Genomic DNA, 14,952 nt, shown 5'->3' with positions numbered 1-14,952 from the left:
GCTTGTGATTTTCTGCTCATCGGTTTTTAGGTCAAAGATAATATTTTTTGGAAAATGGAAATTTGTCGTACACCCATAAAAACTATTTAATAGAAACTATTGATAGATTAGCTATGCATAAAATGAATGTTTTGCATCTGCATCTAGTTGATGACCAAGGTTGGAGAATGGAAATTAAAAAGTATCCGAAATTAACAGAAGTAGGTGCTTTTAGAGTGGATCAAGAAAATATTATTTGGAGCGCTAGACTACCCGTTAGTTCACTAGACAAAGGTACTTATGGTGGCTATTTAACTCAAGAAGATTTAAAAGAACTCGTAAAATATGCCCAATTAAAAAATGTGGAAATCATTCCAGAAATTGAAATGCCAGCGCACGTTAGTAGTGCAATAGCTTCTTATCCCGAGTTATCTTGTTTTGAAGACCCTATAGGAGTGCCCTCAGGTAGTGTTTGGCCAATTACTGATATTTATTGCGCTGGAAAAGAAAGTACATTTGAATTTTTGGAAAATGTTCTGGACGAAGTAATAGATGTTTTTCCTTCACGATATATTCATATAGGTGGTGACGAGGCTACCAAAATCAATTGGGAGAAATGTCCTAATTGCCAAAAAAGAATGAGAACAGAAAATTTAAAAAACCCTCATGAACTACAAAGTTATTTTGTAAAAAGAATTGAAAAGTATATTAATTCGAAAGGAAAAAAATTGGTTGGATGGGATGAAATATTAGAAGGGGGTTTGGCACCAGATGCTACGGTAATGAGTTGGAGAGGTGTAAAAGGGGGTATTGAAGCCGCTAAACAAGGTCATGATGTTGTAATGACTCCAAATACTCATTGTTATTTTGATCATCATCAAGGCCATCAAAATGAAGAACCTTTAGCTATTGGGGGTTATACTCCAATAAGTAAAGTGTACGAATTTGATCCTATTATAGATTCTATGACAGTTGCAGAGACAAAACATATTTTAGGGGGGCAAGCTAATTTATGGGCTGAATATATTCCAAACAATAGCCAATCAGAGTATATGATTTATCCAAGATTAGCAGCCATGGCAGAAGTTTTATGGAGTCCAAAAGAATTGCGAGACTGGAATGATTTTTCTTCTAGAATAACAACCATGTTTGAACGCTATAAAGAGCTGGATATAAATTATGCCAAAAGTATTTATTTGGTAAATCCAACAACGGAAGTAGATTTGGATAAAAAAGAAGTTTACTTATCATTAATAAATGAATTTTCAAATTCGGATATTCGTTATGTTTTGGGAAATCAAAACATTAATGAAAATGCAATTAAGTATACTAAACCATTGGGATTTAAAGAAACTACAATAGTAAAAGCATCACTATTCAAAAACAACAAGCCTATTGGTAAAATATTTTTGGACACTATTAAATTTCATAATGCTGTAGCTTGCAAAGTAAATTATATTTCACCTTATGATGATAATTATAAAGGTGCCGAAGCCTTAGGTTTAGTTAACCTCATTAGAGGCACAAAAAACCATCATGATGGGCAATGGCAGGCTTGGTTAAAAAAGGACATGGAAGTTATAATTGATCTTGAAAATGAAAAAACCATAAAAGAAGTAACGATGGGTTCAATAGAAAATCAAGGGCGTAATATATATTTCCCAAACACTATTGAGGTTTATGCATCAACAGACGGAGTCAATTACACTAAAATAGCAAAAACTGAACATTTTTTTGCCATTAATCCAATCTCAGAATTGAAAGATTTTAAAATGAGTTTTGAGAAAACAACTGCACGTTTTTTAAAAATATCTGCAACTAATATAAAAACAACACCAAAAGGGACTGATGCATGGTTATTTGTTGATGAAATTTTGGTTAATTAAAAAAACACCACTTAAAGGACTGGAATACTATTTGTTAAAAAGTTAAATATCTTTTTAATCTTATTTTAAAAATCATTAACACTAATATTTTTAACTATTTTATTTTGCATAAAAACTGCAATAAACCGCATTTAAAAATGATTTTACTATCATTAAAACGATTTTTTGTAAAAAACCGCAAAAAAACCGCAAAAAAATTGCATATTAGGTTTTTTTTACTATATTTGAAAAGTTTTAATGGGAGATTTTCTGGATTTTTAATTAAATATTTACTTAAATTAGAGATTAATACTCTCTATTTGAGGTTTATTAAAACAACAATTATTATAAAGTTTCGATAAAATGTCCCAGTTTCAATTCTTTATAATTTAAATAAGCAAATTAATTACTAACTTAATTTAAATCAACTCAAATTATGAAAAAACAATTTCAAAAAACATGTTTGTTTTTGCTGCTGTTATGTACTGTACAGCTATGGGGGCAAACAAGACAAATAACAGGAGAAATCTCTGGTTCGGATGGTATGCCCATTGCAGGAGTCAATGTTTATGTAAAAAGTACGGCTAAGGGAGCTATATCAGATTTTGACGGTAAATTCACTTTAGAAGTGCCCGATAACAACACCACTAAAATAGTGTTTTCTTCTATTGGGTTTATTCAACAAGAAATTTTAATAGGCAACAAAACAAGCCTTAATGTCATTTTGCAAGTAAGTGTTGAGGGGTTAGATGAGGTGGTCATTGTTGGCTATGGAAATCAAAAAAAGCGAAATGTAACCAGTGCAATAACCACCATCGATACCGAAGTACTGGAATCTCGACCAATTACAGATGTTGCTAGAGGTTTACAAGGCGTTACTCCTGGCTTAACAATTACCGCTCCTAGTGGTCAAATTGGTGCAAATCCAGCCATTAGGTTAAGGGGTGCGGTAGGTACTTTAGGAACTGGTGGTGGTGCGCAGCCACTCATACTTGTGGATAACGTGGAAGTTACCGATTTACAAGGCATAAACCCAGAGGATATTAAAGATATATCCGTACTAAAAGATGCTGCATCAACTTCCATTTATGGAGCTAGAGCAGCCTGGGGCGTTATTCTCATTACCACAAAAGACGGTAAAAGAAATACGGCACCTACTATTAGTTATTCCAATAACTTTTCATGGGCAAAACCAACGGTAACTCCAAAGGTAGCGCCTGCTGCCGAAGGTGCTGAAATGGCATTTGCAGCTGTTAATAGACGTATTCCTTCTTTAAACTCCTTTGGTATAGTTGGAATGACTTTAGACAGGATTGCCATTGATAAGATGCGCGAATGGGAAGAGTTGTATGGTGGGCAAGACTTAGGAATGGAAATGGTAGAAGGCAGAGATTTCGAAAAAAGAGGCGGCCAATTGTTTTTTTATAGACCATGGAACCCCACTGAATTATTTGTTAAGGAATGGGCACTACAACAAAAGCAAGATTTCGCTATTTCTGGAGGCAGCGAAAATACCAACTATTATTTAGGTTTGGGTTATTTAAATCAAGGTGGAGTATATAAAACAAATCCTGATAAATTTGAGCGTTATAACATAAATTTCAGTATCAATACCACTATAAATAAATGGTTGGATGTGAGGGCTAAGGTTTTAAATAACAATTCGGTTACTACCAAACCTTTTAATTTTGGAAGTGAAACGTATGATGCATGGTATTACACTACAAGGTGGCCTGCATACTACCCATATGGAACTTTTGAAGGTTTACCATTTAGAAACCATATTAATGAAGTTTCTCAAGCAAAAATGAATGAAAGTAATAGAAGTTTTTCCAGAATAAATCTTGGTACTACAATTGCACCTACGGAAAACTTAGATATTAATTTCGATTTCACGCACGACAGGGTTGAACAACATGAAAAACAAGTAGGAGGCGTTTTGTCTGCCTATAATTTTTGGGCTCAAGGTGCTAATTTTTCATATGTACCGTACAGCAGTCCCGCATTCAATCGTGTAGAATATATTAGCGATTGGAGTAGAAGAAATACTGCCAAAGCATTTTTAACTTACAATCTCCCTATATCGGACAATCATTCGTTTAAATTTACATATGGTGGTGATATGGAGCAATATGAATATTGGAACCAATCTTCTCAAAGAAGAAATTTATTAAATCCAAATCAAGGAGAGTTAGCATTGGCAACAGGCGATCAGTTTGTTGCAGGAAATAGGGATAAATGGGCTACGCTTGGTTTTTTTGGTCGTGTTAATTATGCTTACAAAAATAAATTATTGCTTGAAGCAAATGCACGTTATGATGGTTCATCAAGACTTTCTTCTAACAAAAAATGGGGCTATTTCCCATCATTTTCAGCAGGTTATATTTTAACTGAAGAAGCGTTTATGGATAAGCTTAAACCTACATTGTCTTTCTTAAAGTTTAGAGGTTCATATGGCTCTGTTGGTAATCAAAACACCTATTTATCAAGTATTTACAGAATTATGTCTTCTAGCAATTCTAACTGGTTAGTTGGTGGTCAAAATCAAGTAACCGTAGGAACCCCAGGTGCTTTACCTTCCGATTTAACGTGGGAAACAGTAACTACTTTAGATTTTGGTTTGGATGCTAAATTTTTCGATAATAAATTGGGACTTGTATTTGATTGGTATGATAGAACTGTTAGCGACATGCACAGTAATGGGGTCACCTTACCAAGTACTTTTGGAACAGCGGCTCCAAGACGTAATTTTGGGGAACTACAAACAAAAGGTTGGGAGTTGGCCATAGATTTTAACCATGAATTTAGTAACGGACTAAAATTAAATGCCTTGGTAACATTAGCAGATTATGAAGAGAAATTAACCAAATTTTCAAATACCACAAACAATATCAATTCCTTTTATGAAGGAAAGATATTGGGGGAAATTTGGGGGTATGAAACAGATCGATTTTTTACAGCTGAAGATTTTAATGCAGACGGATCCTATGCCACTGGAGTGCCCACACAGGTTAGGTTTGAAAACGCATGGTTTAAATACGGCCCTGGCGATATTAAGTACAAAGATTTAAATGGCGATGGTAAAATAGACTTTGGCTCTAACACAGTTGGCGATTCGGGCGATATGAAAGTTATTGGAAACACAACACCACGTTACCAATACGGTATTCAACTAAGTGCAGATTTTAAAGGGTTTGATCTAAGAGTATTTATGCAAGGTGTAGGTAAGCAAGATTTTTGGGCTAATGGTCCTGTGGCAATTCCTGGCTTTCGGTATGGCGAAGCTTGGTTTGATCACCAATTAGATTATTGGACACCCGACAACCCTAATGCTTATTACCCAAGGCCAAACGATCAGCAACAAAGTAATAACGCCATGAATTTTTTACCGCAATCAAAATATTTATTGAATATGTCCTATCTTAGAATGAAAAATATAACGTTAGGCTATACTTTACAAAAATCCATTTCGAATAAAATTCACATAAATAAACTAAGAATGTATGTAAGTGGCGAAAATTTATTTGAATTTTCCGGAATACAAGTGCCAGTAGATCCTGAAATTGGCTTAACTGCTGCAGGAGCAAACGATTCATCCACTTTTGGTAGAGTTTATCCTTTTAGAAGACAGTTCTCTTTTGGACTTCAGGCATCACTATAATTTTAAAACTTATAATATGAAAACAAGATATAATTTAATAAAAATTTTCATTTGCTTAGTATTGTTTACTGGCTGTGAAGACACCTTTTTGGATGTACCACCCCAAGATTTACTGGTAGATGAAACTTACTGGAGCAGTGAGGGCAATGTAAAAACCTTTGCCTTTGGGTTCTATGCAAATTATTTTACAGGATATGGATCAGGATTTACTTTTGGAAATTATTTTTCAGGACAGTCATTTAACGATGATTTTGCTCCTTCTAATCCAGCTCAATTTACATTACAAGTACCAACCTCAGGGGGAGGCTGGAGTTTTGCTTGGGTAAGAAAAGCCAATATTTTTATAAATAGAGTACAAACTGTACCTATGAGCGAAGAGGCCATTAACCATTGGACAGGCGTTGGTCGTTTTTTTAGAGCATTAGAATACAGCGATTTAGTATTCAAATTCGGAGATGTTCCTTATTACAGTAATGAAATTAGTGAATTAGATAATGAGCAGCTATATAAAAAACGTGAAGACCGTACTATTGTTATGGACAAAGTATTGGAAGACCTTCAATTTGCCGCATCCAATGTTAGAGTTGCAACGGGTACGAATGGATTAGAGGTAAATCAGGCAGTTGTTTTAGCATACTTGGCACGCATTATGTTATATGAAGGTACTTGGCAAAAATATCATGAAAACAACACCGCTAAAGCCAATCAATATTTAACAGCTTCAAAATCGGCTTCTGAACAAGTTATAATTTCTGCTAAATTTTCATTGGCAAATTATAGAGCCGTGTTTAATTCTTTAGATCTATCGACTAACAAAGAAGTTATTTTATTTCGCCAATATGAACCGGGTATTTTAACACATTCCCTTAATTCATATAACAATAAAGAGGCCCAAACGGGTGTTTCTAGAGATGCTATCGATTCATATTTATCTAAAGATGGACTTCCTGTAACGTTATCGCCGCTTTACAAAGGAGATAAGGGAATAACTAACATTATGACCGATAGAGACCCTAGAATATATGAAACATTTGTGTCCACGCAACTTCGTATTCTTGGAATAGCTTCTAACTATTCTACAAGTGCTTTTGCAACACACAAATTTTTGAACGAAAGTATAAAGGATCTTCCAGAAGGAAGCTCAAACCTGAATCCTACTGATGCACCCATTATAAGATATGGCGAAGTATTGGTAATTTATGCTGAAGCCGTAGCAGAACTAGCTACAGTTGGCGGTGCTGCCGTTACCCAACAAGATTTAGACAAATCCATTAATATTTTAAGAAAACGCACTGGAATTAATCTGCCAAATTTACAAGTTATTGGGGGGTTACCAGCTGTTGGAGGTGTGGTTTACAATGATCCAACAAGGGATACAGACGTTCCAGCGTTGATTTGGGAAATAAGACGAGAACGAAGAATAGAACTCATGATGGAGGGTTATAGATTTGACGATTTAAAACGATGGAAAAAGTTTCAATATTTGGATATGGTATTAAATCCCGATATTAACGAAGGTGCTTGGATTGTTAAATCAGATTATCCATCGGCTAACTTGAGTGCATTAAAGCTAACAAATGGCAATGAAGGTTATATTATTCCTGCATCTGCTAGTTCAGCAATTCGTGTTTTTGATAATCCTAGGGTGTATTTAAGCCCAATCCCTATAGATCAAATTAAACTCTATAGTGATCAAGGAGTTGTGTTAGAGCAGAACCCTGGTTGGAACTAGTTTTAATAAAAAGCATGTTTTATTCAAAAAAAGTTCTTGGGAAATTCATTCTCCAAGAACTTTTTTTGAATAATTTTTGACCTAAAATAAGAAAGAGTAATGATTTTCGGGCTTTAGTACTTGGTTTTAACTATGTTCTTCTAATAAAAATTTACTTAAATTGTTTATTTATGTAATAATCAAATTAAAAAACAACTCAAATGAAGGTCATTAATAAATACTTGGAATTTTTTATAATATTAATTGTTTTAATTCTTGGATGTAATCCTTCAAAGAAGATTGCAGATAATAATAATGAATCCATTATAACATCCCAAAAACAAAAAAACAACATCCAATGGAATCCAAAAACCCCATATAATATAGAGGAATTTAGAGCAGCGTGGGTGGCTACCGTAGCCAATATAAACTGGCCAAGTAAACCTGGGCTGTCTAGTGCTGACCAGCAAAAGGAGGCTTTAATACTATTGGATTGTTTAAAAAATAATAATTTTAATGCAGTTATTTTTCAGGTGCGTCCACAAGCAGATGCTTTGTATTATAGCCAATTAGAGCCATGGTCTTATTACCTTACTGGGAAACAGGGTCAAGCGCCTGAGCCTTTTTATGACCCTTTGCAGTTTTGGGTGGAAGCTGCACATGAAAGAGGTTTGGAATTGCACGTATGGCTCAATCCATACCGAGCACATCACACTCAGGGAGGAGAAATAAGCGATAAATCGCTGGTAAAAACGAATCCTGAATTAGTTGTTAAATTGGAAAATGGTATGTATTGGATGGATCCTTCATTGCAAGGAACTCAAGATCAATCATTATCTGTTGTTTTAGATATTGTGAAAAGGTATGATATAGATGGAGTACATTTTGATGATTATTTTTATCCTTACGAAGTCTATAACAATGGTAAGGATTTTCCCGATGATAAAAGTTGGAATGCCTACTTTGATTCTGGAGGAAGTTTGTCCAAAGCTGACTGGAGACGGCAAAGTGTTAATACCTTTGTAAAAAAAGTTTATACTGAAATAAAAGCAGTGAAACCATATGTTAAATTTGGCATAAGCCCCTTTGGAATCTGGAAACCAGGATTTCCCGAGTCCATAAAAGGTTTTAACCAATATGAACGTTTGTATGCAGATGCAAAACTTTGGCTTAATGAAGGTTGGATAGATTATTTTGCACCGCAATTGTACTGGAAAATAAATAAAATAGATCAAAGTTTCCCCGTGCTTTTAGGGTGGTGGCAAAGTGAAAACACAAAAAAAAGACACCTTTGGCCAGGTATTAGCACGTATGCTACTTTAAAAGATCTCAATGCCAACGAAACATTAAATCAAATTATGATAACCAGAGGGCTATTACCCAGCAGCAAAGGTACTATCCATTGGAGCATTGAACCATTAATAAGAAATGACACCTTATCTAAGGCGTTGCTTAATGGACCATATAGTAAATCGGCATTAGTGCCCCCTTCTTCTTGGTTAGATAATCTTCCTCCAAGTAAACCATTACTTCTGATTAAGAGGAAAGAAAAAAAACTACATTTAACATGGAATCATAATAACGAATTTGATGTATTTAGGTGGGTTTTATACTATCAATTTAAAGACGAAAATTGGGATCACATTATTTTAGATAAAAATACTAAATCCTATATTTTTCAAAACATAGAAGATAAAAATAAACAGCCAATAATTAAAGTAGGTCTTACTGCTGTTGACAGAACTGGTAATCAAAGTGAATTTTTTGAAATTGAAGTTCAATAATGTTTTAATTTCTCAACTTTCTAGGTGAACTCATTTAAAGTTTTTATTAGGATAGAATTTTTTCAAGGCAATTACTATATAGGCTAAAAAATTAAAGCCTTTCCAACTGGCTATGGTTGTGTCGAACCTGTTCAGCAAAGAGCGAAAGCTGTCCATCCAAGCATTGGTGCGCTCCACAGAATATCGTTCTTTATATAATTTCTCGTCAAAATAATAATCGTTTTCGCTATTTCCATTCCACTTGTTTTCTGCGAAATTGGCCATGACTACGGGATGACCGATAAAAAACAAATAATATAAACACATGAAAAGCATTCAAAAATTACCACTTCTTAACCCACATTGCAGCCGAAATGTTAAAAAACTATATTAAAGTGTTAAAAAAAAGAGTGTTTTAGAGGTAAATTAAGGGGAAAAGCGTTGAAACGCCCTGTTTTCGATTCATTTTGATTTGTAGTACACAGGGGGGTATTGATAATGAGCGTTCAATACTGGTACTTTGTAAAATGTATTTCAAAGTTTCCATGCGATATAATTCTGAACTCAAAACCAGCTGTGGATATTACAGACTGGTAGAAAGTTATCGAAATTTTGAAGGGATAATCTGTCATAGCACCATGTTGAATGTAGGCTTCCTCCATAATTTGAAAGCAGGAGACCACAATAAAATCCAGAAACAACTAACGGATAAAGCCCAAGGAAAATCAAATTTATTTGTAGAGAACGATCAAAAAATCACGGGGTATGTAGAGCGGTTTTGGCAGGAAATGATAGAGAAAAAACGAATTGACTTGCCCGAGATTGCCCTTGAGAAACGTAAAAGACTTGTTGATTTGGAAACTATCAGAAACAAAGATGTTCGGGAAATAGGAACAGAATGGATTGGTTATCAAACCTTAGAGCAACTCAAAGTCAAAACTTTTTTAGAAAAATTGGGTTGGGAAGCATCTCAAATACAACTGGCACTTACGCAAATTATTAGCCGTGCCGTTTACCCGTTTTCAGAATTGAGGACCAGTCGTTGGATACAAGAGAATTCGGCTATTTGCGAAATCACGGGCTTTCCGTTAGAAAAAATGACCAAAGACAAATTGTATCAAAGTGCATTGAAGCTGTATGGAATAAAAGACCGATTAGAACAGCATTTATCAATAAAAACAAATGAGCTATTTGATATTCAGGACAAAATATTACTTTATGACTTGACAAACACCTATTTTGAAGGACAAAAAAAGAACAGCAAATTAGCGAAATTTGGTCGAAGCAAAGAAAAACGAAGTGATGCCAAGTTGATTGTTTTGGCATTGGTCACCAATCCCGAAGGATTTATAAAATACTCCAATGTTTTTGAGGGGAACACTGGCGATAGCGTTACATTGCCCACCATTATCGACAATTTAAGAATCAAGACCAGCCACAACCAAAGAGCATTAGTGGTACTGGATGCGGGCATTGCTACGGACGGTAATTTGGCACTTTTGGAAGCAAAAGGCTATGATCATGTATGTGTAAGCCGATCAAAAATAAAAGATTGCAAACCGGTAGCGGGCAGTTCTTCGCAAAGTGTGGAAACCAAGAACAAGCAGGTATTAACGCTTCAAAGCGTGAGTTCGGACAAGGTTACGGATTATTACCTAAAAGTAAAAAGCCCTGGCAAAGCACTGAAAGAACAAGCGGTGAAAACACAGTTTGAGACTCGATTTGAAGAAGGCCTGGAACACATAAAAATAGGACTGGTCAAAAAACATTCGGTCAAAAAAACAGACAAGATCAACCAACGTATTGGTAGGATTATTCAAAAATATCCATCAGCGAGCAAAAACTATTCTATTGAAGTAAAATCCAATGAAAAGGGCATAGTAACCGAAATGATCTATACCAAAAATCAAAGAACAGACCAAATTAACAATGAAAATCTGGGCGTATATTTTGTAAGGACCAATCTTGCTCCAAAAGACGAACAAACACTTTGGGCCGTTTATAATACCATTCGTGAAATTGAGGGAACGTTTCGAGCCCTGAAAACGGATTTGGACCTTCGCCCAATTTATCATAAAAATGATGAATCAACGATGGCCCATTTACACTTGGGATTGCTGGCATATTGGTTAGTGAACACGATCCGGTACCAATTGAAACAAAAAGGGATCAACCACGACTGGCAAGAGATAGTTCGCATTGGAAACACCCAAAAAACAGTAACAACATCAGGCAAAAATCAAGAAGATGAAACGATATTTATAAGAAGATGCTCGGAACCAAATGAAAAGGTACAAGCCATCTACAAAGCCTTGAACTACAAATTCTATCCCTTCGTAAAACGAAAATCTGTAGTACACAGTTCGGAACTCAAAAAAAATAAAATCCCTATTTTACAAAACTTATCGCCCGGTTAACTGCAAAGTGGGTTAAAAAGGAAACCCTTGGCGGCTTAGATTACAAAAACAAGCGTATGGCAGCAACAATCATTACCACCGAAGACCTTCTGGAATTCAAAATGGAATTACTGGATGGCATTAAACAATTATTAAAAAACCAATCAGGTCAATTAACGAAAAAATGGCTCAAATCACCGGAAGTCAGGGACCTATTAGGGATCTCTCCAGGCACTTTGCAAACCCTTCGCATCAATGGCACATTGCCATATACCAAGGTTGGTGGGGTCTTGTACTATGATTATCAGGAAATCATGCAATTACTGGAAAAGAACAGAGTTCATAATAAATTCTAAAACGTTATTTTGGAAGATGTCAATTATATCAAACACCTTAATGCTGTGTTTTTGCAATTTTCTATAGATAGCAGACTCAACCCGACGCATATCAGTCTTTATGTGGCCTTGTTCCAGTTTTGGAACACTAATTTCTTTAAAGATGAATTTTACATCAACCGTGAGGAAGTCATGTCGTTTTCCAAGATTGGTTCCAAAAGCACTTATCACCGCTGTATCAAGGAATTAAGCCATTGGAGTTATATTCTTTACACACCATCACATAACCCATTTAAAGGGAGTAAAATCAAGATGTTCGATTTTGGGACAAGTACTCTGGACAAGCTCTGTACTTAAGTCGTACCAATATCGAGACAAGCAGTGGACAAGCACTGGTACGTATAAACAAACATATACAAACTATAGAAAACTATAAAAACTTAAACAAACCGGAAAATTTAAAAAATTTAAGTTTTAAAAAATTTAAAACTGAAAACAAACAGGACTCAACTCTCCCATATCAGGACAACTTAAAGACCAGTGCCAATAAAAATTATGACGAGCCTTTATGAGCAAGCCCAAACCACATATCATCATTGAAGGGAGTGAAAAATACGAACTAGGGATTATTCAAGATAACCTGATTTTATACGATTTTGAAAAAATGCTGGTCTATCTGAATGCCAAAGGCAAGTTGGTATTAGGCGAGACCTTCAGAATATTTGAAGAGGATCGCGAGATTCTGTTTAAGCTATGCAATTATGCCATCAAAGATGCAGCAAACTGCAAACGTCTAGGTATCGACTTAAAAAAAGGGATTTTACTGTCCGGACCTGTTGGATGTGGGAAAACTAGTTTGATGACACTGCTGAGGTACATCGTTCCGCATCAAAAGCCTTATAAAATCATACCTGCAAGGAACATTGTTTTTGGATTTAACCATGTGGGCTATAAAACCATTGAGGATTATGGGAGCACCAACTATTTTTGTTTTGATGATTTAGGGGTGGAACCAATCGGAAGGCATTACGGTAAGGACTGTAATGTGCTCGGTGAAGTGATGCTCTCTAGGTACGATCTGTTTTTGGAACATGGTGTCAAGACCCATGCTACCACCAACCTAAACGCCCAGGAATTGGAAACACGCTATGGGAATCGGGTACGCTCCAGAATGCGTGAGCTGTTTAACTTGATTGCCTTTGATAGGGGCAGTGGCGATAAGCGTAAATGATTGGTTTACGGTTTTATATTTTTAATCCATAAGCGTATTTCTTTGAAAACAACCAAGATGATGGCTTTCAAATGTTTTAGGAGTGCTTCAAATAATGCTGTCATAATTCTGTATTTAAAAAATAGTGATACAATCCCATTAAAATAGCCAAAGCTATGGCTTCTATGTTTTTAAACTTTAAAAAATAATAGGCTTCATGGGAATCTGTAACAAACCCAGTTTCAATGAGGATGCTTGGACAGAGAAAAGCTGTTTCCCGTAGTACCTGAAAATTAGCAAACTTCATCCCTCGTTTTTTTAGCCCTAATTTCTGATTGATCTCGTTTAATACACATACGCCCAACGAATTGTATGCCTTGGTATTCCGATGTTCTACAGCATACCCAAAAACTTCTAATCCACGGGCAACGGTTTTAGAAGCGTTACAATGCAACGAAACAAACACATCCGCTTTTAAAACTTTAGCTAAGCGACTTCTGTCCGAAAGTGCAACAAACGTATCGCAATATCTGGTCAAATAAATATCCAATCGATCATCCAAAACAGCTTTATTGAGCCTGATCATTGCTTTGGCAATATTTAAAACCACCACTTTTTCCTGAATGCCATTAATACCAATCGCACCAGAATCTTTTCCACCATGTCCGACATCAATAACAATTCTTTTCTGTGCATCAAAATTTTGACCAAAAACAACACAGATTTTTAGCATCGCTAGAAGAAATACGACGTTTTTGAGATTCATTTTCGAATTATTTTTCATAATTAAGGTTCTTTTTAGTATTCAAAACCATAAGATTTAATGTCTTTTAGTTGCAATTAAAAACAATGCAAATCAAATAATATTATTTTATTAAAATATTGATAATCAGTTGTTTAAAAACAAATATATTGTAATTTTCATAAATCAAAACCATTAAAAAATTAAATTTTAATTCTTATGAAAAAATCAATCTATCTAACCTTGTTATTGGGTTTTATTTCAACTTCCATTTTTGCACAAATTGGAGGCATTGAAGCTTCCGTAAACGATGTTTCCGATACCATCCGAACCATCTTCCCCATTATTTTGGGCGTTATATTTTTAATCGGCTTCCTGTTCAACGCAGGCCATTTCTTTGGAGAGAATGCCGATTTAAAAAAGGGTATCACCCGGGTGTTGGTATTCGTGCTTATCGCTGGAGCTGTTGTAGGCATATTTACCTACCTCATAACCATCGTAGTCTAACCGCTAAGCGGTATTTAAGTATTTAAAAATGCCCATCAAGAAAATTCAATGAAGAAATTTGAGATTTATAAAAACATTAGAAAGCGTGCAGTGATTATGGGCTTGCCCATAGCACTGTTCGCGCTTATGATGACAGCCGTAATCGGTTCGTTATTGTTCGTTATTTTCTGCTTTAGTTTTTCGGTCATCATTGGCGTCTTTGTTTTTAATGGGGCGTTATATATCGGACTGACACACTTCACTAGAAATCCATCCTTGTTGCACTTTAAAAAAGTGTTTCCACAGGCTATTAGCAACAAAAAGCAAAGCGCCTTTGAGTATGAAGACCCTAATGGGCATTTAACGTAAATTTTATAATGAAACGCATCAACCTTTCAGACTACAATCCCATTTTGGATATCCAAGAGCATATGGTATTTGCCAATAATGGCAATGTTGTGATATGCTACCACTGTGAACTTCCAGAAATCTATTCCCTATCGGAAACCGACTTTGAGGAACTGCACGGGGCATGGTTCCAGGCCTTTAAATCCTTGCCGGTAAGTACGGTCATCCATAAACAGGATATTTACAGAAAAAAAATCTATGATGCAGCTCAGTTACCAAATGAAAGTTTTTTGGAACAAGCAACGCATGACTATTTTAAGGGTCGTGACTATTTAGAACACCAATCCTATTTATTTTTTACCCTGCCACATAATAAATCGTAACTAATCAGTTTTCAAACTGAAATTCATTTTTAGCGATAAGTTTCAACGCTTCTGATACGTTCATTCCATTTTT

11 protein-coding genes and 2 pseudogenes are annotated in these 14,952 nt (G+C 35.3%); 11 read left to right on the top strand and 2 right to left on the bottom strand.

Annotation, left to right across the window (positions count from 1 at the left end; translation table 11 throughout):
• The first annotated feature begins 47 nt into the window (after positions 1 to 47).
• From ACU1LP_RS17900 to ACU1LP_RS17885, 4 genes are all read left to right on the top strand, one after another.
• Complete coding sequence (locus tag ACU1LP_RS17900; protein ID WP_445736951.1) at positions 48 to 1,865, top strand: glycoside hydrolase family 20 protein; 1,818 nt, start codon at positions 48 to 50, stop codon at positions 1,863 to 1,865.
• Positions 1,866 to 2,280: 415 nt separating this feature from the next.
• Positions 2,281 to 5,505, top strand: coding sequence for a SusC/RagA family TonB-linked outer membrane protein (locus ACU1LP_RS17895; RefSeq protein WP_445734274.1), 3,225 nt, complete (start codon positions 2,281 to 2,283; stop codon positions 5,503 to 5,505).
• Between the two features lie 16 nt (positions 5,506 to 5,521).
• Positions 5,522 to 7,237: a RagB/SusD family nutrient uptake outer membrane protein gene (locus ACU1LP_RS17890; RefSeq protein ID WP_445734275.1), complete on the top strand. Its 1,716-nt coding sequence runs from the start codon at positions 5,522 to 5,524 to the stop codon at positions 7,235 to 7,237.
• A gap of 200 nt (positions 7,238 to 7,437) precedes the next feature.
• Positions 7,438 to 9,000, top strand: a complete 1,563-nt coding sequence (locus ACU1LP_RS17885) for a glycoside hydrolase family 10 protein (protein ID WP_445734276.1) — start codon at positions 7,438 to 7,440, stop codon at positions 8,998 to 9,000.
• A gap of 30 nt (positions 9,001 to 9,030) precedes the next feature.
• Here ACU1LP_RS17885 and ACU1LP_RS17880 read toward each other — a convergent pair.
• Positions 9,031 to 9,267 (bottom strand): annotated as a pseudogene (locus ACU1LP_RS17880) (IS5/IS1182 family transposase); the annotation flags it as partial.
• A gap of 239 nt (positions 9,268 to 9,506) precedes the next feature.
• Between ACU1LP_RS17880 and ACU1LP_RS17875 the strand changes: the two are divergent.
• From ACU1LP_RS17875 to ACU1LP_RS17860, 4 genes are all read left to right on the top strand, one after another.
• Positions 9,507 to 11,396, top strand: a complete 1,890-nt coding sequence (locus ACU1LP_RS17875) for an IS1634 family transposase (protein WP_445736950.1) — start codon at positions 9,507 to 9,509, stop codon at positions 11,394 to 11,396.
• A 56-nt stretch (positions 11,397 to 11,452) separates the two neighbouring features.
• The gene (locus ACU1LP_RS17870; RefSeq protein WP_445734576.1) at positions 11,453 to 11,731 is read left to right on the top strand and encodes a helix-turn-helix domain-containing protein; all 279 of its coding nucleotides are present in this window, start codon (positions 11,453 to 11,455) and stop codon (positions 11,729 to 11,731) included.
• A 9-nt stretch (positions 11,732 to 11,740) separates the two neighbouring features.
• The gene (locus ACU1LP_RS17865) at positions 11,741 to 12,067 is read left to right on the top strand and encodes a hypothetical protein (RefSeq protein WP_445734575.1); all 327 of its coding nucleotides are present in this window, start codon (positions 11,741 to 11,743) and stop codon (positions 12,065 to 12,067) included.
• Between the two features lie 211 nt (positions 12,068 to 12,278).
• Positions 12,279 to 12,941, top strand: coding sequence for an ATPase (locus tag ACU1LP_RS17860; protein ID WP_445734574.1), 663 nt, complete (start codon positions 12,279 to 12,281; stop codon positions 12,939 to 12,941).
• Between the two features lie 100 nt (positions 12,942 to 13,041).
• On the opposite strand, the gene ACU1LP_RS17855 is transcribed toward ACU1LP_RS17860, so the two are convergent.
• The gene (locus ACU1LP_RS17855; RefSeq protein WP_445734573.1) at positions 13,042 to 13,704 is read right to left on the bottom strand and encodes an N-acetylmuramoyl-L-alanine amidase family protein; all 663 of its coding nucleotides are present in this window, start codon (positions 13,702 to 13,704) and stop codon (positions 13,042 to 13,044) included.
• 177 nt (positions 13,705 to 13,881) lie between these two features.
• Between ACU1LP_RS17855 and ACU1LP_RS17850 the strand changes: the two genes are divergently transcribed.
• From ACU1LP_RS17850 to ACU1LP_RS17840, 3 genes and pseudogenes are all read left to right on the top strand, one after another.
• Complete coding sequence (locus ACU1LP_RS17850; protein WP_445734572.1) at positions 13,882 to 14,169, top strand: hypothetical protein; 288 nt, start codon at positions 13,882 to 13,884, stop codon at positions 14,167 to 14,169.
• 48 nt (positions 14,170 to 14,217) lie between these two features.
• Positions 14,218 to 14,517 (top strand): hypothetical protein, encoded by a 300-nt coding sequence (locus ACU1LP_RS17845; protein WP_445734571.1) that lies wholly within the window; start codon positions 14,218 to 14,220, stop codon positions 14,515 to 14,517.
• A gap of 8 nt (positions 14,518 to 14,525) precedes the next feature.
• Positions 14,526 to 14,876: pseudogene (locus ACU1LP_RS17840) on the top strand (DUF3875 domain-containing protein); the annotation flags it as partial.
• Positions 14,877 to 14,952 lie beyond the last annotated feature (76 nt).

The organism is Mariniflexile sp., from assembly GCF_052728615.1.
This window is presented reverse-complemented; position numbering and strand designations above follow the sequence as displayed.